This is a genomic window from Citrobacter sp. Cpo065, assembly GCF_030332805.1.
Taxonomy (GTDB): Bacteria; Pseudomonadota; Gammaproteobacteria; order Enterobacterales; family Enterobacteriaceae; genus Citrobacter; species Citrobacter portucalensis.
In genome coordinates, this window is the sequence record NZ_JAOWHC010000034.1 from 392,882 (window position 1) to 418,412 (window position 25,531).

Below are 25,531 nucleotides of genomic sequence, written 5' to 3' on the forward strand. Positions count from 1 at the left end.
ATCAGCTATATCCATATTTTTTTTGCGTCAAATCAATAACGAAACGGTTCCGCTACTAAATAGTGCACTTTGTTTAACCTTTGTACCTATAAGGGGGTAGATAAAAGGTAATTAGTTAGCGCGCTACGGTGTAAAAGTGCTATAAATTTCAGCTTAAATTTTTACCAGCACTATGGACAGACAATCAGAATGACAAAACATAAAGCGACGTTAATTGGGCTCATTGCCATCGTGCTCTGGAGCACGATGGTCGGGCTAATGCGTGGGGTAAGTGAAGGACTGGGTCCTGCAGGTGGCGCAGCAATGATTTTTTCGTTAAGTGGCCTGTTGCTGATTTTTACCGTTGGCTTTCCGAATATCAGAAAAATTCCTGTGCGTTATTTAATCGCGGGTAGCGTGCTTTTTGTTACCTATGAAATATGTTTAGCGCTGGCTCTCGGTTATGCGGCTACTCGTCACCAGGCTATTGAAGTCGGTATGGTCAATTATCTCTGGCCGAGTCTGACGATATTGTTTGCTATTTTATTTAATGGTCAAAAAACAACCTGGCTGGTGATCCCTGGATTAATTATCGCACTGACCGGGGTTTGTTGGGTATTGGGTGGCGAAAATGGCCTTAATCCTGGTGAAATTATAAACAACGTTGCCAGCAGCCCGCTGAGCTATTTTCTCGCCTTTCTTGGCGCATTTATCTGGGCAACGTATTGCACGGTGACCAATAAATACGCAAAAGGCTTTAACGGTATTACCGTATTCGTTTTACTAACGGCTGCAAGTTTGTGGGTTTACTATTTTATGACTCCGCAACCAGAAATGATTTTCAGCACTTCGGTGAGTATTAAAATGTTCTCGGCGGCATTAACGTTAGGATTTGCCTATGCGGCGTGGAATATTGGCATTTTGCATGGCAACGTGACCATCATGGCCGTAGGTTCCTATTTTACCCCAGTGCTATCCTCCGCTCTGGCTGCTGTGTTACTCAGCGCCCCGTTGTCGCTATCTTTCTGGCAGGGTGCATTGATGCTTTGTGCGGGTTCGCTACTTTGCTGGTTGGCAACACGCCGCGCCTGAAAAAAATCCGGGTTTTATCGCGCAAATCTAAAACCCGGCTACACTGTAATCAAATTAATGAATAATAAATGTTCATTCCACTTGTGGCTTATGTTTATTTTTGTTTAATTTAATGTTAAGTAATTGGTAATTAATTAACTCCCGAAAATATTGCATGCTTATCTATATTCCTCAGTATGTATATATTATACCTGCGTGACTAACGCCATTTAAACCATAGACGGCACAATAGTCCCCTACGTAAATATACCCATTCAGATTTGTCACATATAAAGATTAATACAATCAGCTATATTATGTAGATCTGGATCACACAAATTCAAATATTTCGCAATATTATGAAACTTATTATTGAACTTATACCACTGCGTCATTTAAAAATAGTTTGCCATTGACGAACCCCTTCGTTTAGCAATGGTTTAGGAAACACACCAAGAAAAAATTATAAGGATTATTTAGAATGAAACTTAAATTAGTTGCAGTGGCAGTGACTAGCCTGTTGGCGGCAGGTGCGGTAAACGCAGCTGAGGTATATAACAAAGACGCAAACAAACTGGATATCTACGGTAAAGTTCACGCTCAGCATTACTTCTCTGACGACAACGGCAGCGATGGCGACAAAACCTACGCGCGCCTGGGCTTCAAAGGCGAAACTCAGATCAATGACCAACTGGTTGGTTTCGGTCAGTGGGAATATGAATTCAAAGGTAACCGTACTGAATCCACCGGTGGTTCCGACAAAGATAAAACTCGTCTGGCATTCGCTGGTCTGAAATTCGCTGAATACGGTTCTTTCGACTACGGTCGTAACTACGGCGTAGCATACGACATCGGCGCATGGACCGACGTTCTGCCAGAATTCGGTGGCGATACCTGGACCCAGACTGACGTATTCATGACTGGCCGTACTACTGGCGTTGCAACCTACCGTAACACCGACTTCTTCGGTCTGGTTGAAGGTCTGAACTTTGCTGCTCAGTACCAGGGCAAAAACGAAGACAGCCGTAAGCCAAATGAAGCTAATGGTGACGGCTTCGGTCTGTCTACCACTTATGAATACGAAGGCTTTGGCGTAGGTGCTACCTATGCGAAATCTGACCGTACTGATTCTCAGGTAAACCGTGTAGGTGATCTGAACGCTCGCGGTAAAAACGCTGAAGTATGGGCTGCTGGTCTGAAATATGATGCGAACAACATCTACCTGGCGACCACTTACTCCGAAACCCGCAACATGACCGTGTTTGGTGATGCTAATAACATCGCTAACAAAACTCAGAACTTTGAAGCTGTTGCTCAGTATCAGTTCGACTTCGGTCTGCGTCCGTCCATCGCTTACCTGAAATCCAAAGGTAAAGACATCAACGGTTACGGCGACCAGGATCTGGTTGAATACGTAGACCTGGGTGCTACTTACTACTTCAACAAAAACATGTCTACCTTCGTTGATTACAAAATCAACCTGCTGGATGACAATGAATTCACTAGCAAAGCTGGCGCGAACATCAGCACTGACAACATCGTGGCTGTTGGTCTGAACTACCAGTTCTAATTTTGTTGTAGTCTGAATACAAAGCCAGTCCTTCAAGGGCTGGCTTTTTCTCTTAATGTAGACTCGGTCATAAGGAGTATGCCGTGCAGACATTCACTGGTCGTTGTCTTTGCGGACAGAGTCATTTTACCGTTGACGTCGAAATGCTGGATGTCTATGCCTGCCACTGTACGCTGTGTCAGAAATGGTCAGGCGGCATCGCCATGTATCTGGAAGCCAGCACTCACCCGCTGATGTCGCCAGAATCGGCAGAACCTTCGCACTTTCCTTCTTCAAATCGTGGTGAACGGTTCTTCTGTTCCGGCTGCGGATGCCCACTGTGGTTTACGTTGACGGACAGCGATCGCTACTTTATTCCATGGACACTTCTGGAACTTAATGAGGTAGATCGCCGCCGCCTGATATTAGCGGCAGAGATCTATACGGAAACGCAACCTGCGTTCTGGAGACTGACGGGGCAATACGCTCGACTGAGTGGGAAAGAAGTCGAAGAGATGGATTACCCCTGTCATTTAGCTCACTAGTTATTAACGTTGTACCTTTGCCAGACTGAACCACATTCCTATCGCTAATATGATAAGCATGCTGCCGGCGCTGCTTAAGGCCACGCTATGTGACCAGGTGAACGCTTCTCTGGCAGCCGTCAGCAATGCCTCACTCAGTGACGACGGGAGCGAGTGCGCCAGTTGTACCGCCTCCCCCATTGACGATGTGGCTCGTTCTACTTCCTGCGGATTAAGTCCGGCTGGCGGCAGAATCGATGCAGAAAAGCTACGGCTCAGCAGTAAGCCAAAGATAGCGATCCCAAGTCCTGCCCCCAGTTCATAAGCCATTGTCTCGATGGCGCCAGCGGCCGCGGCTTTTTCCGCCGGCGCTGCTGCCATGATAGCCGCCGTTGAAGCCAGGAGCGCACTGGCGGCGCTGAAGCCAAGCAAAGCCATCAAAATCCAGGCTTGTATCTGTTGGCTACTGAAATCCGTCATCGCCAGGCCGTAAAAACTGACGGCGCTCAGCGCCATGCCCGCCGTTGCCACACAACGTAATCCAAGGCGTGAAACCAACATACCGGCAATCGGTCCGCTGAAACCACTTGCCAGCATCACAGGCAGCATGAACAATCCAGCCTGATATGGTGTTAAACCGTGAACAAACTGTAGTTCCTGAGCCATCAGCAACTCAAAACCCACCAGCGTTATCATCGCGGTCATCGCCATCACTACACCGCTCAAGATAATGCGATGCGTGAACAGACGCATATCAATCATCGGGCGAGCTGCCGCAAGCTGGATACGGACAAACTGCCACAACAGTAAAGCGCCGGTTAACAGCGTCAGGGCGATGGCAACGGTCGCCGTATGCCCTTTCAGCGCGGTTTTAGCGCTGTAAACCAACAGCAGAATGGCAACAATCAGCATTATCGCATGACCAAAATTTAACGATTGATCGCGACGTCCGGCCTGGCGTGGCACTAAGCGTGCGGTTAAGGCCATTACCACCAGGACAATTGGCACATTAATTAAGAATACGGACCCCCAGTAGAAGTGCTCCAGCAGCATCCCGCCAACCAATGGGCCAAACGCCGCACCGCCGGAACCGACCGCTGCCCAGACGCCGAGCGCCATATTTCGATGCCGTTGCTCAGAGAACGTGGCGCGAATACCCGCCAGCGTTGCCGGAACAATCATCGCCGCGCCAATCGCCAATACCGCCCGGGTGGCAATCAGCCAGCTTGCGCTATGAGCAAAAGCGGCCGCCAGCGATGCGAGACCAAATAATCCACCGCCTAACAGCAGCAGACGTTTAAAGCCGATGCGATCCCCCAACGCACCCATTGGCAATACCATTCCGGCCATTACCAGGGAATAAATATCAATGATCCACAGCAGCTCGTTACCACTGGCACCCAGCGTCATACTCAGCGTGGGCGCGGCAACGTGCAGCACCGTTGCATCAATCGCAACAGGGATGTAGACCAGCACAATAATGACTAACGTTAACCACTGACGAAACATAAAACTCCCTAACGAAACCAAAACTGGACACATGTCCAGCTTTAGCGATCCTACGGAAAATTGAACATATGTCCAACTTTTTGTTAGACTGCGATCTATACGGGTACAGGAGGAATGATGAGCTATCTAAATCGGGATGAACGTCGGGAAGTGATTCTGCAAGCAGCAATGCGTGTCGCACTTGAAGAAGGATTTTCCGCCATGACGGTTCGACGCATTGCTGCAGAAGCTCACGTCGCGACGGGCCAGGTACATCACCATTTCGCCTCTGCCGGCGAACTCAAATCCCAGGCATTTGTGCGCCTTATCCGCACCCTACTTGATGCCGAACTGGTCAGCGAAGACGCCAGTTTCCGTGAGCGACTGCATGCGATGCTAGGCAGTGAAGATGGTGGTCTGGAACCCTATATTAAGCTATGGCGTGAAGCACAGGTTGTTGCGGGTAAAGATCCGGAAATTAAAAGCGCCTACCTGTTGACCATGCGAATGTGGCACGAAGAAACCGCCAACATCATTACACAAGGACAGAAAGCCGGTGAGTTCTCATCCGCGCCTGATGCCGCCGACGTCGCATGGCGCTTAATCGCATTAGTCTGCGGCCTGGATGGTATGTACATATTAGGTATTGAGGAAATGGCCGATCCTGCATTCGATCGTCATCTTGATCGTATGATAACGCAGGAGTTATTTATTTAATGTAATAGATGGATTAACAATACATCTTTCATGTTTACAATTGGTAACACTTAAGCAACGTGTAATTCTCCCATCACGCCGCGTTATTGCGCTTTTTTATCTATTCTTTCAGTCAATATTCCTAAAACTTTTCAATAGTTTCTAAAAAGAAGCCGCGCAGCGCTGCATGCGTTTATTTCTTTTTCATGAACGGCATGTGCATGGAGAATAATATGTCATCATCAAATGAGAAAAATAATCGTTATCTTTTAACTGACTGGAAACCAGAGAACCCCGGCTTTTGGGAAAATAAAGGCAAGCACATTGCGCGCAGAAACCTCTGGATATCAGTAAGTTGCCTGCTTCTTGCGTTTTGCGTTTGGATGCTGTTCAGTGCCGTAGCCGTCAATCTGAATAAAATTGGTTTTAATTTCACCACCGACCAACTGTTTTTATTAACGGCATTGCCATCTCTTTCTGGTGCAATATTACGCGTACCCTACTCCTTTATGGTACCTATATTTGGTGGTCGTCGCTGGACCATTTTTAGCACGATTATTCTGGTTATTCCCTGCGTCTGGCTCGGATTTGCCGTGCAAAATACCGCTACTCCGTTTGGAGTATTTATAGTCATTGCGCTGATGTGCGGATTTGCAGGCGCTAACTTTGCCTCCAGCATGGGCAATATCAGCTTTTTCTTCCCCAAAGCGAAGCAAGGCAGCGCGTTAGGCGTTAACGGTGGTCTCGGCAACCTCGGCGTCAGCGTGATGCAGTTGATCGCGCCACTGGTGATCTTTCTGCCCATATTTACCTTTTTGGGCGTACAGGGCGTACCGCAAACTGACGGCTCGTTATTGTCGCTGGCCAATGCAGCATGGATATGGGTGCCGTTACTGCTGATAGCCACCGTGGCAGCGGGCATGGGAATGAACGACATTGCCAGCTCGAAGGCCTCAATTGCCTCTCAGTTACCGGTCCTCAAGCGTTTTCATCTGTGGTTATTAAGTCTGCTGTATCTCGCCACCTTCGGTTCATTTATCGGTTTTTCGGCAGGCTTTGCCATGCTGGCGAAAACCCAGTTCCCCGACGTGAATATCCTGCAACTGGCGTTCTTCGGCCCCTTCATCGGCGCGCTTGCACGATCGGCGGGTGGTGTTATCTCTGACAAGTTTGGTGGTGTGCGTGTCACCTTAATTAACTTCATCTTTATGGCACTGTTCAGCGCCCTGCTGTTTCTCACTTTGCCCGGCTCGGGCGAAGGTAGCTTTATCGCGTTTTACCTGGTGTTTATGGGCTTGTTCCTGACCGCGGGTCTGGGCAGCGGTTCAACCTTCCAGATGATTGCGGTGATCTTTCGCAAAATCACAATTTATCGGGTGAAGCTGCATGGTGGTACCGAAGAACAGGCTCAGCGGGAAGCGGTAACCGATACCGCCGCCGCCCTGGGATTTATTTCCGCTATTGGCGCAGTGGGGGGCTTCTTCATTCCTAAAGCGTTTGGCTCATCGCTGGCGTTGACCGGCTCTCCGGTGGGTGCCATGAAAATATTCCTCGTGTTTTACATCGTCTGCGTGCTGGTGACCTGGTTGGTCTATGGCCGTAAATCACAAAAAAAATAACAAAATGGATACCGCAGGATCGGACATTTAGGTAGGTCGGATCAGGCCTGGAGTTCGATTCACCGTCGGCAATATTATCGAAGCAGGAGTTATGTCATGAGTAAACTGTTAGACCGCTTTCGCTACTTTAAACAAAAGGGCGATACGTTTGCCGAGGGGCACGGGCAAGTGATGCACACCAACCGGGACTGGGAAGACAGCTATCGTCAGCGCTGGCAGTTCGACAAAATTGTGCGTTCTACCCACGGCGTTAACTGTACCGGCTCATGCAGCTGGAAGATCTACGTTAAAAACGGGCTGGTGACCTGGGAAACGCAGCAAACCGACTACCCGCGTACTCGTCCTGACCTGCCAAATCATGAGCCCCGTGGCTGTCCACGCGGCGCCAGCTACTCGTGGTATCTCTATAGCGCTAACCGCCTGAAATATCCCCTGGTGCGTAAACGCTTAATCGAATTGTGGCGCGACGCCCTCTTCCGCCAGCCCGATCCGGTGCTGGCCTGGGAATCCATTATGAACGACCCGCAAAAATGCCAGAGCTACAAGCAGGTACGCGGGCGCGGTGGATTTATCCGTTCGAACTGGAAAGAGCTTAATCAGCTGATTGCTGCCGCCAACGTCTGGACGGTGAAAACCTACGGCCCGGATCGCGTGGTCGGCTTCTCCCCGATCCCGGCGATGTCGATGGTTTCCTATGCCGCCGGCACTCGCTATCTCTCGCTAATCGGCGGAACATGTCTGAGTTTCTATGACTGGTACTGCGACTTACCGCCCGCGTCACCGATGACCTGGGGCGAGCAGACCGACGTTCCTGAATCCGCCGACTGGTATAACTCCAGCTATATCATCGCCTGGGGTTCTAACGTGCCGCAGACTCGTACCCCGGATGCGCATTTTTTCACAGAAGTACGCTACAAAGGCACCAAGACGATTGCCATTACGCCGGATTACTCGGAAGTCGCCAAACTGTGCGATCAATGGCTGGCACCCAAACAAGGAACAGACAGCGCGCTGGCAATGGCGATGGGCCACGTCATCCTGAAAGAGTTCCACCTCGACAATCCCAGCGATTATTTCCTCAATTACTGTCGTCGCTATACCGACATGCCGATGCTGGTTTTACTGGATGCCCGCGAAGATGGCAGCTACGTGCCTGGACGCATGATGCGTGCTTCAGACCTTGTCGATGGCCTGGGTGAAAGCAACAATCCGGAGTGGAAAACGGTAGCCTTTAACAGCGCTGGCGAACTGGTTGTCCCGAACGGATCTATCGGTTTTCGCTGGGGGGAAAAAGGCAAATGGAACCTGGAACCACTGGCGGCTGGCGCTGAAACTGAACTTTCTCTTTCGCTGCTTGGTCAGCATGATGAAGTGACCGGCGTGGCATTCCCCTATTTTGGCGGCAACGAAAACCCACATTTTCGCAGTGTAAAACAAGAACCGGTGCTGATCCGTCAACTACCGGTAAAACATCTTACCCTCGCTGACGGTAGCCGTTGCCCGGTGGTGAGCGTCTATGATCTGGTGCTGGCGAATTATGGCCTCGATCGTGGTCTGGATGACGTTCATAGCGCGCAAGATTACAGCGAAGTGAAAGCCTACACCCCGGCCTGGGGCGAGCAAATTACCGGTGTGCCACGCCGTCATATCGAACAGATCGCCCGTGAGTTTGCCGATACGGCGCACAAAACGCATGGCCGTTCGATGATCATTCTCGGGGCTGGCGTCAACCACTGGTATCACATGGATATGAACTACCGTGGCATGATTAATATCCTGGTGTTCTGTGGCTGTGTGGGACAAAGCGGCGGCGGCTGGGCGCACTATGTGGGTCAGGAGAAACTGCGTCCGCAAACCGGTTGGTTGCCGCTGGCCTTTGCGCTGGACTGGAACCGACCACCGCGTCAGATGAACAGCACTTCGTTTTTCTACAACCATTCCAGCCAGTGGCGTTATGAAAAACTTACCGCGCAGGAACTCCTCTCTCCACTGGCCGATGCGTCGAAGTTTAGCGGACATTTGATTGACTTTAACGTGCGGGCTGAAAGGATGGGCTGGCTGCCGTCTGCGCCGCAGCTTAACCTCAACCCTTTGACTGTTAAAGCAAAAGCCGAACAAGCAGGGCTATCTCCTGCGCAATACACCGCACAGGCGCTGAAGTCAGGTGATATTCGTTTTGCCTGCGAACAGCCAGATAACGGCAAAAACCATCCGCGCAACCTCTTCGTCTGGCGCTCTAACCTGCTCGGCTCCTCCGGTAAAGGGCATGAATACATGCTCAAATATTTGCTGGGTACCGAAAGCGGGATCCAGGGGGAAGCGCTCGGTTCAAGCGAGGGTATTAAACCTGAAGAGGTTGAATGGCAGTCGGCGGCGATAGAGGGCAAGCTCGATCTGCTGGTCACGCTCGATTTCCGTATGTCCAGTACCTGTTTGTTCTCCGATATCGTTCTGCCAACCGCTACCTGGTATGAAAAAGACGATATGAATACCTCGGATATGCATCCGTTTATTCACCCGTTATCTGCGGCGGTCGACCCGGCATGGGAATCGAAGAGCGACTGGGAAATTTATAAAGGCATCGCCAAAGTATTCTCTGAGGTATGTGTGGGACACCTTGGACAAGAAACGGATGTGGTGTTGCAACCGCTGCAACACGACTCTCCGGCAGAGCTGGCGCAGCCGTTTGGCATTCAGGACTGGCGCAAAGGCGAATGCGATCTCCTCCCGGGCAAAACGGCACCGAATATCGCCGTTGTGGAGCGTGACTACCCCGCCACCTACGAACGCTTTACTTCACTTGGCCCGCTCATGGACAAACTCGGTAACGGCGGGAAAGGCATTGCGTGGAATACCCAGGCGGAAGTCGATTTCCTCGGCAAGCTGAACTACACCAAGCGCGAAGGCCCGGCAAAAGGACGCCCGCTGATTGACACCGCGCTGGATGCCTCTGAGGTGATCCTCGCCCTGGCACCGGAAACAAACGGTCAGGTGGCGGTGAAAGCCTGGGAAGCGCTGGGGGCGATGACCGGACGCGACCATACGCACCTGGCGTTGAACAAAGAAGACGAGAAGATCCGTTTTCGCGATATCCAGGCGCAGCCGCGCAAAATCATCTCCAGCCCCACCTGGTCCGGGTTGGAAAGTGAACATGTTTCCTATAACGCAGGCTATACCAACGTCCACGAGCTGATCCCATGGCGTACTCTGTCCGGTCGCCAGCAGCTGTATCAGGATCATGCGTGGATGCGAGCGTTCGGTGAAAGTCTGGTGGCGTATCGTCCACCTATCGATACCCGCAGCGTCAGTGAAATGCGCGAGGTTCCGCCTAACGGCTTCCCGGAAAAAGCGCTCAACTTCCTGACGCCGCACCAAAAATGGGGGATCCACTCTACCTATAGCGAAAACCTGCTGATGCTGACGCTGTCGCGCGGCGGACCGATTGTCTGGATCAGTGAAACCGATGCCAAAGAGCTGGGCATTGAGGATAACGACTGGATTGAAGCCTTCAACGCCAACGGTGCGCTCACCGCGCGTGCAGTGGTGAGTCAACGCGTGCCACCGGGAATGACCATGATGTATCACGCTCAGGAGCGAATCATGAATATCCCTGGCTCAGAGGTGACCGGGATGCGCGGCGGGATCCATAACTCGGTGACCCGCGTCTGCCCGAAACCCACGCACATGATAGGTGGCTATGCGCAACTGGCATACAGCTTCAACTATTACGGTACGGTCGGCTCTAACCGCGATGAGTTCATCATGATTAGAAAAATGAAAAATATTAACTGGTTGGATGATGAAGGTCGCGATCAGGTACAGGAGGCGAAAAAATGAAAATACTCTCACAGGTAGGCATGGTTCTTAATCTGGATAAGTGCATCGGCTGCCACACCTGCTCCGTCACCTGTAAAAACGTCTGGACCGGGCGTGAAGGGATGGAATATGCGTGGTTTAACAACGTCGAGACTAAACCGGGGATTGGCTATCCAAAAAACTGGGAAGATCAGGAAGAGTGGCAAGGCGGCTGGGTTCGCGATGTTAACGGCAAGATAAGACCGCGTCTGGGCGGTAAGATGGGCGTCATCACCAAAATTTTCGCCAACCCGGTAATCCCGCAAATCGATGATTACTATGAGCCGTTTACGTACGATTATCAGCATCTGCATAGCGCGCCGGAAAGCAAGAATCAGCCCACCGCGCGTCCGCGTTCGCTGATCGATGGTAAGCGGATGGACAAGATTATCTGGGGTCCAAACTGGGAAGAACTGCTTGGCGGCGAATTTTCAAAACGTGCCCGCGACCGTAACTTCGAGAAGATGCAAAAGGAGATGTACGGCCAGTTCGAAAACACCTTCATGATGTATTTACCGCGCCTGTGCGAGCACTGCCTGAATCCAAGCTGTGTCGCCACCTGCCCAAGCGGTGCTATCTATAAGCGTGAAGAAGACGGCATTGTGCTGATCGACCAGGACAAATGTCGCGGCTGGCGCTTGTGCATCAGCGGCTGTCCGTACAAAAAAATCTACTTTAACTGGAAGAGCGGTAAGTCAGAGAAGTGCATTTTCTGCTACCCACGTATTGAGTCCGGCCAGCCGACGGTATGTTCGGAAACCTGCGTTGGACGTATTCGTTATCTCGGCGTATTGCTGTACGACGCCGACCGCATCGAAGAAGCGGCCAGCACCGAGCATGAGACCGATCTCTATGAGCGTCAGTGCGATGTATTCCTCAATCCGCACGATCCGGCGGTCATTGAAGAGGCGTTAAAACAAGGTATTCCGCACAACGTCATCGAAGCGGCCCAACGTTCGCCAGTCTACAAAATGGCGATGGACTGGAAACTGGCGCTGCCGCTGCACCCGGAATATCGCACCCTGCCGATGGTCTGGTATGTACCGCCATTGTCACCGATTCAGTCGGTCGCCGACGCGGGCGGACTGCCGCACAATGGCAACATTTTGCCTGCGGTTGAGTCGCTGCGAATTCCGGTTCAGTACCTCGCCAACATGCTCAGTGCGGGTGATACCGGTCCGGTGCTGCGCGCGCTGAAACGTATGATGGCCATGCGCCACTATATGCGTGCGCAAACAGTGGAAGGCGTGACGGACACCCGCGCGATTGAGGAAGTAGGTTTGACCGTTGAGCAGGTTGAAGAGATGTATCGCTATCTGGCCATCGCCAACTATGAGGACCGCTTTGTGATCCCGACCAGCCACCGTGAAATGGCGCGCGATGCCTTCCCGGAGAAAAACGGCTGCGGATTTACTTTCGGTGACGGCTGCCATGGCTCAGATACCAAATTCAACCTGTTTAACAGTAGCCGTATTGATGCCATCGACATCACCGAAGTGCGCGATAAAGCGGAGGGTGAATAATGCAAATCCTGAAGGTTATCGGCCTGCTGATGGAATATCCCGACGAGCTGCTGTGGGAGTATAAAGACGACGCGCTGGCGCTTGTGGCCAGCGATGCCCCCATGCTTACCGAATTTAGCCAGGGATTGCTCAATGCGCCACTGCTGGATAAACAAGCGGAATGGTGCGAAATCTTTGACCGGGGCCGGGCCACCTCTCTGCTGCTGTTTGAGCACGTGCACGCCGAGTCCCGTGACCGTGGTCAGGCGATGGTTGATCTGTTGGCGCAGTACGAAAAGGTCGGGCTACAGCTCGACTGCCGCGAACTGCCGGATCATCTGCCGCTGTATCTGGAGTATTTGAGCGTGTTGCCGGAGGACCAGGCCAAAGAAGGACTGCAGAACGTTGCACCGATTCTGGCTCTGTTGGGCGGGCGCTTAAAACAGCGCGATACGCCGTGGTATCAACTGTTTGACGCCCTGCTGCTGCTTGCCGGAAGCCCTCTTTCAAGTGACAGTGTCACTAAGCAGGTTGGTGCTGAAACCCGCGATGATACTCGTCAGGCGCTGGATGCGGTGTGGGAAGAGGAACAGGTGAAGTTTATCGAGGATAACGCCACCGCCTGCGACAGTTCACCGTTACAAAACTATCAACGACGCTTTAGCCAGGACGTGGCGCCGCAGTATGTCGACGTCAGCGCGGGAGGCCCGAAATGATACAGTACCTGAACGTCTTTTTTTACGATATCTACCCGTACCTGTGCGGTACGGTGTTTATCCTCGGCAGTTGGCTACGCTATGACTACGGGCAATACACCTGGCGCGCCTCTTCCAGCCAGATGCTGGACAAACGCGGCATGGTGCTGTGGTCAAACCTGTTCCACATCGGCATTCTGGGGATCTTTTTCGGTCACCTGTTCGGCATGCTAACGCCGCACTGGATGTATGCCTGGTTCCTGCCGATTGCGGTGAAACAACAGATGGCGATGATTGCCGGTGGGCTTTGTGGCGTACTGACGCTGGTTGGTGGCGCAGGTTTGCTGGTGCGGCGTCTGACCAACCCGCGCATTCGTGCAACGTCTTCCACCGCTGATATTCTGATCCTTTGCGTTCTGCTGATTCAGTGTATCCTCGGCTTAACCACCATCCCGTTCTCCGCACAGCATCCTGACGGCAGTGAAATGCTGAAACTGGTTGGTTGGGCGCAGTCAGTGGTGACCTTCCAGGGCGGCGCATCTGCACATCTGGATGGCGTGGCGTTGATTTTCCGTGTGCACCTGGTTCTGGGGATGACTATCTTCCTGCTATTCCCGTTCACCCGTCTGGTCCACGTATGGAGTGCGCCGTTTGAGTACTTCACTCGCCGCTATCAAATAGTTCGTTCCCGCCGATAATTGAACTCTGATGCCCGGTAGCGCTTGCGCTTACCGGGCCTGCATCGCTATCCCGCTTTTTGTACGTTATGATGCTTCTCCATTTCAGGGAGAACGCTAATGAAACCACAGGTTTACCACGTCGATGCCTTTACCCCGGTCCCTTTTCGCGGCAACTCAGCAGGTGTGGTTTTACATGCTGATGTGCTGAGTGACGCGCAGATGCAGCTCATCGCTCGCGAGCTGCGTCATTCAGAAACCGCATTTCTGCTGACCAGTGACGACAGCGATGTTCGCATCCGCTATTTCACCCCGACGGTCGAAGTTCCTATCTGTGGGCATGCTACCGTCGCCGCGCATTATGTGCGGGCTAAGGTGCTGGGTCTGGGCAACTGCACGGTCTGGCAAACCTCGCTGGCCGGACGTCATCGGGTGGATATTGACGCTACCGGGAATGACTATCGCATTAGCCTTGAGCAAGGTGAACCGGGTTTTGAACCTCCGCTGGAGGGCGCTGTTCGTACTGCGATTCTCGATGCGCTGCACCTGAGCGAAGACGATATGCTGGCAGGCTTACCCATTCAGGTTGCCACGACCGGACATTCGAAAGTGATGATTCCACTGAAACCCGAGGTGGACCTTGACGCCCTTTCCCCTGATTTACCGGCTTTGACCGCCATCAGCCAGCAAATTGGCTGTAACGGCTTTTTCCCTTTTCAAATCCGCGAGGGCGAAAATGCCACTGATGGCCGCATGTTTTCACCTGCTATTGGTATTGTGGAAGACCCGGTTACCGGCAATGCCAACGGTCCAATGGGCGCGTGGCTGGTCCACCATGGGCTGATGGCGCATGATGGGAAAACGTTACGTGTTCAGGGACATCAGGGCCGTGCGCTCGGGCGCGACGGGATTGTTGATGTGACGGTGACTATCCGTGAAAACCAGCCGGAAAAAGTCACCATTACCGGTTCGGCGGTGATCCTGTTTCACGCAGAATGGGCGATAGATTTTTAATTGTTCCAGTAGGCCGGATAAGGCGATGACGCCGCATCCGGCATTAATTCCGATGCCCCTATTTCCCCGCCTCCGGATGCGTATCAAACGCCGCCATGACCGTCGCCAGCTCATCTTCGGTAAATCCATGCTTCACGTCATCCACACCCAGTCCAAATCGTTCTTGCAACAACGCATACAAACTGGCGACGTCAGGCAAATTAATCTGCTCTACCGCATGTCCATCCTGATAATGGGTAAAGTGAAAATTGGTTAACGTTAATTTCCCGCCGTCGGGCAGATGACGGCACATCAGCAGATGATGGCGAAAATGTGATTGCGGCCAGTGTGCGGACCAGAAGTTGCCCATCAGATAATCGCTCTGATGCTGCACGACCAGATCGAAACGATACATTGACTGCCAGTGTTCGTGATGACGGAACTGGAGGATCCAATCTTCACCTTCCTGAATCAGCCGATATTCGCCGTGTGGCGTCTTCTGCTCAGTGTTGGCCTGCAGACGAATTGGTGCTGTCAGCGTTTGCCCGCCAAAGCCAACGTCGGCGATCCACTGTTCACCCTGTAATTCAATCAGCAACAAACGATGCGTGCGCGGCGGCAGACTTGACGGATTTGCCAGTACCACGCGGCCGAGAAGGCTACGTACGTTAAAACCGATTTCGCGTAACGCGCGCTCAAACACGCCGTTCTGTTCAAAGCAATAACCGCCACGACGCGCCGTTACCAGCTTCTCTTCCAGCGACAAATCGTCAAGCTGCATCTCTCTTGGCAGTAATACATCCAGGTTTTCAAAGGGAATTGCGCTGTTGTGCAGTAGATGTAGCGCTTGCAAGGTTTCAAGGTTGACGTTGGCCGAACCTGACCAGCCAATACGGGCAAAATAAGCGGTTAAAAAAGGCGTCATACGGAGTTCCTGTTCGATTAATGCAGTACTTATAACGTATTTTTCGTTTTACGCTGTCGATTTTGTGCGTTGTTAATTCCTGTGAGGCGACAAAATCGCTAATACCGTTAATATCTATGTTTATTGTGGTGTGTTATCTCTCAGCCAAGGAGCATCCATGAGCCATTTTCGTCCGATCGAATTAAAACATGCCAGTCGGCTACTCAATCATGGCCCAACGATATTGATAACCAGCCGGGATGAGCATACCGAGCGGCGAAATGTGATGGCTGCGGCGTGGTCAATGCCCGTGGAATTTGAGCCGCCGCGGGTAGCAATTGTTGTTGATAAGACCGCCTGGTCGCGGGATCTCATTGAACGTAGCGGTAAATTCGGCATCGTTATTCCGGGTATCGCCGCCGTCAACTGGACCTGGGCCGTAGGCAGCGTTTCCGGTCGCGTGGAAGATAAATTCAACTGTTACGGCATTCCCGTGGTGCAAGGACCCGTGCTAGGTTTACCGCTGATAGAAGCGAAATGTCTGGCCTGGATGGAGTGTCGCCTGTTGCCAGCCACGGCGGCACAGGAAAAATATGACACTCTGTTTGGGGAAGTGGTCTCCGCTGCCGCTGATGAGCGAGCCTTCGTGGAAGGACGCTGGCAGTTTGATGATGGCAAGCTCAATACTCTGCATCACCTTGGGGCAGGAACGTTTATCTCCAGCGGGAAACGCATTATCGCAGGTGAATGATAGTATGCTAACGGATGGCAGTTCTGCTCTGTCATCCGCAACTGTTTTCTTAAAACTTCTGAAAAACCAGTTAGATAAATTACTCTGCCTTCCTTGCCTAATCATTCATGTGAATTATAGTTAATCTTGCACTAACTCAAATACCTAATCAAAACGCTATCCGTCAAAGCAGCATCCCCAACTGTACTTTTGAAGTGTCAGAGAGGTTTTACGATGCAACTTAATAGAATCGCACAAAGTTTTATACTTGCTGGGTTACTCACATCGTTTTCTGTTCCCCTTATGGCCGCTGAAGCCCCCAAAGACGCTACAGCCGCCACGCAACAAGCCAACAACGCGCTTTACAATCAACTGCCCTTCTCCGATAACACCGACTTTACCGACGCCCATAAAGGCTTTATCGCCCCACTCCCGCAGGACGTGATCAAGGGCGAGCAGGGAAATGTTATCTGGAATCCGCAGCAGTACGCGTTCATCAAAGAAGGCGATAAAGCCCCGGATACGGTAAACCCGAGCCTGTGGCGTCAATCTCAGTTGATCAACATCAGCGGGCTGTTTGAAGTAACGGATGGCGTTTACCAGATTCGTAACCTCGATCTGTCAAACATGACCATTATTGAAGGTAAAGAAGGCATCACCGTTGTTGACCCGCTGGTCTCGGCAGAAACGGCCAAAGTCGGGATGGATCTTTACTTTAAAAACCGCGGTAAAAAACCGGTTGTTGCAGTGATTTATACCCACAGCCACGTTGACCATTACGGCGGCGTACGCGGCGTTGTCGATGAAGCCGACGTTAAAGCGGGCAAAGTGAAAGTTTATGCGCCAGCCGGCTTTATGGAAGCCGCGGTCGCTGAGAATATCATGGCCGGTAACGTCATGAGCCGCCGCGCGAGCTACATGTACGGCAACCTACTCAAACCTGATGCCAAAGGCCAGGTCGGCGCGGGACTGGGAACCACGACCTCCGCGGGAACCGTTACCCTGATTGCGCCAACAAATATCATTGAGAAAGATGGACAAAAAGAGGTCATCGATGGCCTGACCTATGACTTCATGCTGGCCCCGGGTTCCGAAGCACCGTCGGAAATGCTGTGGTACATCGAAGAGAAGAAACTGATTGAATCCGCAGAAGATGTTACCCACACCCTGCACAACACCTACTCCCTGCGCGGAGCCAAAATTCGTGAGCCGCTGCCGTGGTCCAAATACATCAACGAAGCGATTGTGCGCTGGGGTGATAAAGCCGAAGTGCTGATGGCGCAGCACCACTGGCCAACCTGGGGTAATGACAAGGTGGTCAGCCTGCTGAAAAGTCAGCGCGATCTGTATCGTTACATCAACGACCAGACGCTACGCATGGCTAACGAAGGTCTGACCCGCGATGAAATCGCTGCCAACTTTAAGTTGCCGGACTCACTGGCACATACCTGGGCTAACCGCGGTTACTATGGCTCCGTGAGCCATGACGTTAAAGCGACCTATGTGCTCTATCTCGGCTGGTTTGACGGCAACCCGGCAACGCTGGATGAGCTGCCGCCGGAAGAGTCTGCGAAGAAATTTGTCGACTACATGGGTGGTGCGGACGCCATTTTGCAGAAAGCAAAAGCCGACTATGACCAGGGCAACTACCGCTGGGTGGCACAGGTGGTAAGCAAAGTCGTGTTTGCCGATCCAAATAACCAGGCCGCACGTAATCTGGAAGCAGATGCGCTTGAGCAACTGGGTTATCAGGCTGAATCCGGCCCGTGGCGTAACTTCTACCTGACCGGCGCGCAAGAGCTGCGTAACGGCGTGGTCAAAGGCCCAACCCCGAATACCGCCAGCCCGGATACCGTTCGTGCTATGACGCCGGAAATGTTCTTCGATTATCTGGCAGTGCATATTAACGGACAAAAAGCGGGTGATGCGAAGTCGGTGTTTAACATCGATCTTGGCAGTGATGGCGGTAAATATAAGCTTGAGCTGGAGAATGGCGTCCTGAACCATACCGCCAATGCCGAAGCGAAAGATGCCGATGCTACGATCACGCTTAATCGCGATACGCTGAACAAAATCATCCTCAAGGAAGTGACGCTGAAACAGGCACAAGACAGCGGTGACGTGAAGATAACCGGTGACGGCGCCAAGCTTGATGCCATGCTCGGCTATATGGATAAATTCGAATTCTGGTTCAACATCGTTACGCCATAAGCACAACGAAAACGGGCGGAAATCCGCCCGTTTTTTCTTACATACTGTAGCCAGGTTTTTTAATTAATCTCGCCATCTGCGGCACAATTTCCTTATCCCACACGGCCTGCCACGCCTCTGGCTCAACTTCATTGAGCGCCACGCTGACTGAACTGTCTTTGCTTTGCAAATGACGAATAATAACCTCGGTAATATCCGCCGCCAGGGCGGTTTTCTGTTCGTCGGTAAGAGAGCGAGGAAAACATTTAATATCAACGTGCGGCATAGCAGATTCCTTATTGTTTTGGGTTGCAGGTAACTTATGCGGACTCTCGTTCTACCAGATGAAAACCGACATCAATAATATCGTCTTCACGCGGAATTTGTTCGATACGATCGGCAAGCAGTGAGGCAGCACGTTGCCCGATGGCCCGTCTGTCGACGCTGACGGTGGTGATGGCGGGCCGATTGCTGGCAGCAAAATCCAGATCGCCAAAACCGATTACCGCCAACTCTTGCGGCACGCGTATACCGCGACTTTCGGCCTCCATGATCGCCCCCTGGGCTAGCGTATCAGAGCTACAGACAATGACATCAAACTCGCGATCCGCCAATAGCTGCGTTAATCCAGAGCGTCCCAATGCCAGAGAGGCCGGAAGTGGGACGTCCACCTGTGCGTCAGCAGCAATACCATGACGACTCAACGCATCGCAAAGTCCTTGTTTACGCTGGCCTGCCCGGCGATCGGCAGTCCATAACAACCCCGGACGTCGATAGCCTTTATTCAGCAGATAGTCTGCCACCGCTTGCCCGACCTTTTCATGCGAAAAACCGACCAGCATATCGATGGGTGTTGGGGTTAAATCCCAGATTTCCACGACCGGGATGGCCGCATTAAGAATCACTTTTTTCAGCTCAGCGGTATGATGAATACCGGTGAGTACTACACCATCCGGGCGACGAGAAAGCAGCGTCGCCACCAGCTCCGCCTCTGTTTGCGGCGTATAACCCGACACGCAGAGCAAAATGTGGTATCCGCGTTCTGCCAGTTCATCACTTAATGACTGGATGGTATCGACAAACATATTGTTGTTAATTTGCGGAATAACCACGGCGATAAGCTTGCTGCGACGCGACGCCAGTCCCCCAGCCAGTGCGTTGGGAATATAGCCGGTGGCGCGCACCGCCTGCATCACTTTTTCAACCGTTTTCGGGCGCACCAGTTGCGGGGTATTCAACGCCCTGCTCACCGTCATGGGTGACAATCCCGCGGTACGGGCAACATCTTCCAGCGTGGGAGCGCGCGGTGGTTTGGGATTTTTCACTGTCGATGCCCTTGTCAAAAATCGCTGATTTATCCTGGCATTATTCATCATGATTTTGGCTATTGCCAGCGTTGCTCAGTGATAACGCAGGGAAAACAGCAGCTTAGTTAATTATCGCCACTCACAATGATAGCGCAATCACAATGATTTGTGCATTTCTCCATAAAGTACTGGAATGTGACGTCGTTTATAATTTACCACCCTTCTCTCTCTGAATTTGTGAGCAATTGTTCAAATCGCAGTCAATTCGCTGGCACAGTGATTGCGCTAACATTAAAAATGATAGCGCAATCATTTGTTATCACCAGGAGAGAACAATATGTCTTTAAGTGCCAATTCCGATGCCGTGACCTATGCCAAATCGGCTAACGCTAAAACCGCAGCAGAAACCGGTGACCGTATTGAATGGGTAAAACTGTCTCTGGCTTTCCTTCCTCTGGCAACCCCCGTGAGCGATGCCAAAGTGCTCACCGGTCGCCAGAAACCGCTAACTGAAGTCGCCATAATCATCGCCGAGATCCGCAGCCGCGACGGGTTTGAAGGTGTGGGATTTAGTTACTCCAAGCGGGCTGGCGGCCAGGGAATCTATGCGCATGCCAAAGAAATTGCCGATAACCTGTTAGGCGAAGATCCAAACGATATTGACAAGATCTACACCAAGCTGCTGTGGGCTGGCGCTTCCGTGGGGCGCAGCGGCATGGCGGTACAAGCCATCTCCCCTATCGATATCGCATTATGGGATATGAAAGCCAAGCGTGCAGGATTGCCGCTGGCAAAACTGCTTGGCGCGCATCGGGACTCCGTGCAGTGCTACAACACCTCCGGCGGATTCCTGCATACGCCGCTAGATCAGGTGCTAAAAAACGTGGTTATTTCCCGTGAAAACGGCATTGGTGGTATCAAACTCAAGGTTGGTCAGCCAAACTGCGCCGAGGATATTCGCCGCTTGACCGCGGTTCGTGAAGCGCTGGGGGATGACTTCCCGCTAATGGTCGATGCCAATCAGCAGTGGGATCGGGAAACCGCCATCCGTATGGGACGTAAAATGGAGCAGTTCAATCTAATCTGGATTGAAGAGCCGCTGGACGCCTACGATGTTGAAGGCCACGCCCAACTGGCCGCCGCGCTTGATACCCCGATTGCCACCGGTGAAATGCTGACCAGCTTCCGCGAACATGAACAGCTGATCCTCGGCAATGCCAGCGATTTTGTGCAGCCCGATGCACCGCGTGTGGGAGGGATTTCACCGTTCCTGAAAATTATGGACCTGGCAGCTAAACATGGTCGCAAGTTGGCTCCGCACTTCGCTATGGAAGTTCACCTGCATCTGTCCGCCGCTTATCCGCTCGAACCATGGCTGGAGCATTTCGAATGGCTGAACCCGTTATTTAACGAACAACTTGAGCTGCGCGATGGCCGGATGTGGGTTTCCGATCGTCACGGTCTGGGCTTCAGCATCAGCGAGCAGGCGCGCCGCTGGACGCAATTAACCTGCGAGTTTGGCAAACGTCCTTAATTAATTTGGCGGGTAAGCAATACCCGCCATCCTCCCCTACAAAAACGCTCTCAACCTTATGAAAGGAGTGGGTGATGAACACAATAATAAAGCGTACAAAAGTGCGTTACGGCATTCTGATATTTCTGTTTCTTGCGACCGTATTTAATTACGCCGATCGCGCGACGTTATCCGTCGTGGCGCCGATTATGAGCAAAGAATTAGGTTTTGATCCTGAAGCAATGGGGCTGGCCTTTTCTGCCTTCGGTATTTCTTATGTCATTATGCAACTACCCGGCGGCTGGCTGCTGGATCGCTATGGCTCACGTCTGGTATACGGCTGCGCACTGATTGGCTGGTCGCTGGTCACTATGTTTCAGGGCACCATTTATCTGTACGCCAGCCCGCTTGTCGTATTGATTATCTTACGATTACTGATGGGTGCGATTGAAGCTCCGGCCTTTCCGGCCAACAGCCGATTAAGCGTGCAGTGGTTTCCTAATAACGAACGGGGCTTTGTTACCTCTGTCTATCAGGCCGCGCAATATATCTCGTTAGGGATTATTACGCCGCTAATGACGATTATTTTGCATAATCTCAGTTGGCACTTTGTGTTTTATTACATTGGGGCAATAGGCGTTATTCTTGGCATCTTCTGGTTGGTCAAAGTCAGAGACCCTATGCATCATCCAAAGGTGAACCAGCAGGAAATTGACTATATTCGGGAAGGCGGTGGTGAACCGTCGCTGGGTAATAAAAAAGAACCACAGAAGATTACCTTTGCGCAAATTAAAAGCGTCTGCGTCAACCGCATGATGATTGGCGTATATATCGGACAGTTCTGCGTGACATCCATTACCTGGTTCTTCCTGACCTGGTTCCCTACTTATCTGTATCAGGCGAAAGGCATGTCGATCCTCAAAGTGGGGTTTGTCGCCAGTATCCCTGCCATTGCCGGTTTTATCGGTGGATTGTTGGGCGGCGTTTTCTCCGACTGGCTTTTAAAACGCGGCTACAGCCTGACAATTGCCCGTAAGCTGCCGGTTATCTGCGGAATGCTGCTTTCCTGCGTCATCGTTATCGCCAACTACACCTCGTCAGAATTTGTGGTGATCGCGGCGATGAGTCTGGCGTTTTTCGCCAAAGGTTTTGGCAATCTGGGATGGTGCGTACTTAGCGATACCTCGCCAAAAGAAGTGCTCGGTATTGCAGGTGGCGTTTTCAATATGTGCGGCAATATGGCCAGTATCATCACGCCACTGGTGATCGGCATCATTCTGGCGAATACCCAGTCTTTTGATTACGCCATTCTGTACGTCGGTTCGATGGGGCTGATTGGTCTGATTTCTTATCTGTTTATCGTGGGTCCATTGGATCGTATTACGCTGACCCCTTCTGTCGCGTAATTTAAAACTTATGGCGATAGTTCGCCCGCTGTTCCGGGATTTGCACTCCTACGGAACAGCGTTTTTTACTCAAATAATCTTATTGCTTTTCAGTACGGTACGCAGCCTCGGATGCTGACAAACCGCATCGGCGATGGCGCTAATATTCGGCGTGTTGTCCTGAAACCAGTCATGTCCTGGTCCCCAGGAGCGCATAACGGCAATGTAAATGTCCAGCAGTGTTAGCTGATCCCCAAATGCGTACGGCTCGGCGCTTAGCTGGTTGTTCAGCCACATATAGAGGGATTTACGGTACTCAATGCAGTTCTTTTTCAACTGCGCCGGGGCGTCCGGTACCCATCGGTCAGGATAATCGGCATAGGTAAACGTGGGATAGACATTTGCCACCAACCATATCAGCAGACGCTGAAACTGCTGGCGTTCGGCGTGTCCGACGGGTGGTGAAAGTTCAGAGCGACGATCGAGGATCATCAGCGCGATCGCCGCCGTTTCCGTCATCACGCTGCCATTTTCCAGTACCAGCGTGGGCACCTGGCATAGCGGATTCATTGTTTTAAGCAACTCCCGCGAAGGACCATCGCTGTCAAAACCTTCCACATCAATAAAGCTGTAAGGGATCTCCGCCAGTGTGAGCATCACTTCACTGATGGCCGATCCCCAGCCCGGTACCCCATAGACCTTAATCATGCTGCAACCCCCAACGTTAAAACCCTAAGTGTAGAGCAGCATTCGGCAACCTATGCAGGCATGATTATTACTTTCATAATAACAATGGTCGAATACCGGGGGAGAATAAGCAATGCGTTCCAGTATGTTTGAATACATGAACATTTTTGTACAGGTTGTTGAGCAAGGTGGATTTGCCAGAGCCGCAGATGTGTTACACCTGCACCGCCCTGCGGTCACCAAAGCTATCCAACATCTTGAAGACGATCTGGGGGCAAAGTTGCTTAACCGCACGACTCGTAAAGTGAGTCTGACAGAAGAAGGTGATGCCTTTTACCAACGCACAAAAATCCTGCTCAGTGACGTTGATGACATCATGGCTTCTTTTTCACCTGCCCGCCCGCCGCGCGGAAAACTCAGGGTTAATGCACCTCTGTCGCTGGCGCACTCCGTGTTAGTTCCTGCGCTGAAAGATTTCCAGTCGCGATATCCTGACATCGAGATGGTACTCACCTCCACCGACCGTAGAATCGATATGCTTGCCGAAGGCATCGACTGCATGATCCGTATTGGCGAGCTACAAGATTCGACCTTGATCTCCAGGCGGCTTGGTGAGGTCAAAATGGTGACCTGTGCTTCACCGGATTATCTGCAAAAACAGGGGGTGCCGCAGGTACCAGAGGATTTATCCCGACACCAGGCGCTTAACTTTTTTAGCGAGCGTCATCGCGAAGCGCTGGAATGGACCTTCGTCAATAGAGGTAAAACCGAATCGTTCACCCCCGCAGGGCGGATAAGCGTTGATAACTCCGATATTCTGTTGACCGGCTGCTTATCTGGACTCGGCATTATACGTGGCGTTCATGCTGTCCTTGCGCCCTATCTTCAGTCAGGCCAGCTTGTTGAGGTGCTGGCCGATTATACCGGAGAATCAAAACCAGTTTCGGTGCTTTACCCGGACAGACGTCATCTCGCCCCTCGGGTTCGGGTATTCATTGACTGGTTATGCGAACTTTTTAGCCAACAAAAACCGCGACTTCAGGGATTATTACAAAATAAGTAATAGTGAAGTTCCGCAACAACGGTTTTTCACTCTCATCTGAGTCGTTAAATTGTGCAGACCCAATACAGAACAATTTACTGAGGTCTGCTATGTCTAAGGTCGTAGTTTTTAATCAAATTGGTGGCGCTGAAGTCCTGAAGATTCAGGAGATGCAGGTTCCCGCGCCTGATGCAAATGAGGTTCAGATCCGCGTGCGGGCTATTGGTATCAACCGTGCGGAAGTTATGTACCGCACCGGACAGTATATTTACCAACCTAATTTCCCGGCGCGACTGGGTTATGAAGCTGCCGGAGTCATTGAATCAGTGGGAGACAACGTACGTGAGTTTGCACCTGGCGATTACGTTAGCGTCATCCCGGCATTCAGCTTTCATCAATATGGAATGTATGGTGAAGTCGTTAATGCCCCCGCTCACGCGGTCGTAAAGCATCCACAAAACCTGAGCTTTACCGAGGCTGCTGCCAGCTGGATGATGTATGTGACCGCTTTCGGTGCGCTGGTTGAATATGCGGATATTAAGCCCGGTGATAACGTGCTGATCAATGCTGCTTCCAGCAGCGTCGGACTGGCGGCAATTCAGATTGCTAACATGCGGGGAGCAAAACCGATTGCGATGACACGGACCAGTGAGAAACGTGATCAGTTGCTGCAACTGGGCGCGGCAGAGGTTATTGCAAGCCAGGAGCAGGATCTGGTGGCCGAGATTCAGCTGATTACTGAGGGTAAAGGAACCCGCGTGGTGTTCGATCCGGTCGGTGGCCCAGCGGTGGCAAAAATTGCCCAAGTGATGCCAGCCGGTGGGCTCTTTTTCCAGTATGGTTCGCTTGATTCACGTGACCTTTCTATCCCGGTCATTGAGATACTCGGTCGTCATCTGACCTTCCGCGGCTATGAGATTTTCGAAATCACCACGGACGCAGAAAAACTTGCGCGGGCGAAACGGTTTATCTTTGAAGGATTGCAGTCTGGCCAGCTCAAGCCGCTGATTGATAAAACCTTTGCCTTTGATGATATCGTCGAAGCACATCAATACATGGAAGCCAACGGCCAGGTAGGCAAAATCGTCGTCACTCTGTAACCTCTGAGCGGCACAGCCTTGTGCC

General features: G+C 51.7%; 21 protein-coding genes. 16 read left to right on the plus strand and 5 right to left on the minus strand.

Annotated elements, in window-relative coordinates; genetic code table 11:
- Positions 1-189: 189 nt before the first annotated feature.
- The 3 genes from yddG to OGY68_RS18030 all read left to right on the plus strand — a co-directional run bounded on the left by yddG (position 190) and on the right by OGY68_RS18030 (position 3,144).
- Positions 190-1,071 (plus strand): aromatic amino acid efflux DMT transporter YddG, encoded by an 882-nt coding sequence (yddG, locus tag OGY68_RS18020; RefSeq protein ID WP_286617306.1) that lies wholly within the window; start codon positions 190-192, stop codon positions 1,069-1,071.
- A gap of 460 nt (positions 1,072-1,531) precedes the next feature.
- On the plus strand, positions 1,532-2,620 hold the full coding sequence (gene ompD, locus OGY68_RS18025) for a porin OmpD (RefSeq protein ID WP_057068231.1): 1,089 nt from the start codon (positions 1,532-1,534) through the stop codon (positions 2,618-2,620).
- Positions 2,621-2,703: 83 nt separating this feature from the next.
- Positions 2,704-3,144, plus strand: coding sequence for a GFA family protein (locus OGY68_RS18030; protein WP_008784802.1), 441 nt, complete (start codon positions 2,704-2,706; stop codon positions 3,142-3,144).
- A 3-nt stretch (positions 3,145-3,147) separates the two neighbouring features.
- Here OGY68_RS18030 and OGY68_RS18035 read toward each other — a convergent pair whose 3' ends face one another.
- Positions 3,148-4,632, minus strand: a complete 1,485-nt coding sequence (locus OGY68_RS18035) for an MFS transporter (protein WP_057068229.1) — start codon at positions 4,630-4,632, stop codon at positions 3,148-3,150.
- 117 nt (positions 4,633-4,749) lie between these two features.
- On the opposite strand from OGY68_RS18035, the gene OGY68_RS18040 reads away from it, so the two are divergent.
- From OGY68_RS18040 to OGY68_RS18070, 7 genes are all read left to right on the plus strand, one after another.
- Positions 4,750-5,328 carry a TetR family transcriptional regulator gene (locus tag OGY68_RS18040; protein ID WP_057068227.1) on the plus strand — a complete coding sequence of 193 codons (579 nt, stop codon included), beginning with the start codon at positions 4,750-4,752 and terminating at the stop codon, positions 5,326-5,328.
- 212 nt (positions 5,329-5,540) lie between these two features.
- Positions 5,541-6,926 carry a NarK family nitrate/nitrite MFS transporter gene (locus OGY68_RS18045; protein ID WP_286617308.1) on the plus strand — a complete coding sequence of 462 codons (1,386 nt, stop codon included), beginning with the start codon at positions 5,541-5,543 and terminating at the stop codon, positions 6,924-6,926.
- Between the two features lie 96 nt (positions 6,927-7,022).
- Positions 7,023-10,763, plus strand: coding sequence for a nitrate reductase subunit alpha (locus tag OGY68_RS18050; RefSeq protein ID WP_286617310.1), 3,741 nt, complete (start codon positions 7,023-7,025; stop codon positions 10,761-10,763).
- On the plus strand, positions 10,760-12,304 hold the full coding sequence (gene narH, locus OGY68_RS18055; protein WP_057068221.1) for a nitrate reductase subunit beta: 1,545 nt from the start codon (positions 10,760-10,762) through the stop codon (positions 12,302-12,304). The genes OGY68_RS18050 and narH overlap by 4 nt, the downstream gene beginning before the upstream one ends.
- Positions 12,304-12,999, plus strand: a complete 696-nt coding sequence (gene narW / locus OGY68_RS18060; protein ID WP_048214176.1) for a nitrate reductase molybdenum cofactor assembly chaperone — start codon at positions 12,304-12,306, stop codon at positions 12,997-12,999. The genes narH and narW overlap by 1 nt, the downstream gene beginning before the upstream one ends.
- Positions 12,996-13,676 carry a respiratory nitrate reductase subunit gamma gene (gene narI / locus OGY68_RS18065; protein WP_003833047.1) on the plus strand — a complete coding sequence of 227 codons (681 nt, stop codon included), beginning with the start codon at positions 12,996-12,998 and terminating at the stop codon, positions 13,674-13,676. Before narW ends, narI begins: the two co-directional genes overlap by 4 nt.
- Positions 13,677-13,775: 99 nt before the next feature.
- Positions 13,776-14,669 (plus strand): PhzF family isomerase, encoded by an 894-nt coding sequence (locus OGY68_RS18070; RefSeq protein ID WP_258736573.1) that lies wholly within the window; start codon positions 13,776-13,778, stop codon positions 14,667-14,669.
- 58 nt (positions 14,670-14,727) lie between these two features.
- Here the strand turns inward: OGY68_RS18070 and nhoA are convergent, their stop codons facing one another.
- A complete protein-coding gene (nhoA, locus tag OGY68_RS18075; protein ID WP_057068215.1) occupies positions 14,728-15,573 on the minus strand; it encodes an N-hydroxyarylamine O-acetyltransferase in 846 nt (281 codons plus the stop codon).
- A gap of 157 nt (positions 15,574-15,730) precedes the next feature.
- Between nhoA and OGY68_RS18080 the strand changes: the two genes are divergently transcribed.
- A complete protein-coding gene (locus tag OGY68_RS18080) occupies positions 15,731-16,303 on the plus strand; it encodes a flavin reductase family protein (RefSeq protein WP_003833054.1) in 573 nt (190 codons plus the stop codon).
- A 213-nt stretch (positions 16,304-16,516) separates the two neighbouring features.
- Entirely contained in the window at positions 16,517-18,493 is a 1,977-nt protein-coding gene (locus tag OGY68_RS18085; protein WP_057068212.1) for an alkyl/aryl-sulfatase, read from the plus strand.
- A gap of 37 nt (positions 18,494-18,530) precedes the next feature.
- Here OGY68_RS18085 and pptA read toward each other — a convergent pair whose 3' ends face one another.
- Positions 18,531-18,758, minus strand: a complete 228-nt coding sequence (pptA, locus tag OGY68_RS18090) for a tautomerase PptA (protein ID WP_032943490.1) — start codon at positions 18,756-18,758, stop codon at positions 18,531-18,533.
- A gap of 34 nt (positions 18,759-18,792) precedes the next feature.
- A complete protein-coding gene (locus tag OGY68_RS18095) occupies positions 18,793-19,797 on the minus strand; it encodes a LacI family DNA-binding transcriptional regulator (RefSeq protein ID WP_020996395.1) in 1,005 nt (334 codons plus the stop codon).
- Between the two features lie 319 nt (positions 19,798-20,116).
- On the opposite strand from OGY68_RS18095, the gene OGY68_RS18100 reads away from it, so the two are divergent.
- Complete coding sequence (locus OGY68_RS18100; protein WP_032943493.1) at positions 20,117-21,313, plus strand: L-talarate/galactarate dehydratase; 1,197 nt, start codon at positions 20,117-20,119, stop codon at positions 21,311-21,313.
- Between the two features lie 74 nt (positions 21,314-21,387).
- Positions 21,388-22,698 (plus strand): MFS transporter, encoded by a 1,311-nt coding sequence (locus tag OGY68_RS18105; protein ID WP_008784815.1) that lies wholly within the window; start codon positions 21,388-21,390, stop codon positions 22,696-22,698.
- A gap of 69 nt (positions 22,699-22,767) precedes the next feature.
- Here the strand turns inward: OGY68_RS18105 and OGY68_RS18110 are convergent, their stop codons facing one another.
- Positions 22,768-23,385 carry a glutathione S-transferase family protein gene (locus OGY68_RS18110; protein ID WP_057068209.1) on the minus strand — a complete coding sequence of 206 codons (618 nt, stop codon included), beginning with the start codon at positions 23,383-23,385 and terminating at the stop codon, positions 22,768-22,770.
- Positions 23,386-23,497: 112 nt separating this feature from the next.
- On the opposite strand from OGY68_RS18110, the gene OGY68_RS18115 reads away from it, so the two are divergent.
- Positions 23,498-24,427 (plus strand): LysR family transcriptional regulator, encoded by a 930-nt coding sequence (locus OGY68_RS18115; RefSeq protein ID WP_020996394.1) that lies wholly within the window; start codon positions 23,498-23,500, stop codon positions 24,425-24,427.
- Between the two features lie 89 nt (positions 24,428-24,516).
- Positions 24,517-25,506 carry a zinc-dependent alcohol dehydrogenase family protein gene (locus OGY68_RS18120; RefSeq protein WP_057068207.1) on the plus strand — a complete coding sequence of 330 codons (990 nt, stop codon included), beginning with the start codon at positions 24,517-24,519 and terminating at the stop codon, positions 25,504-25,506.
- Positions 25,507-25,531 lie beyond the last annotated feature (25 nt).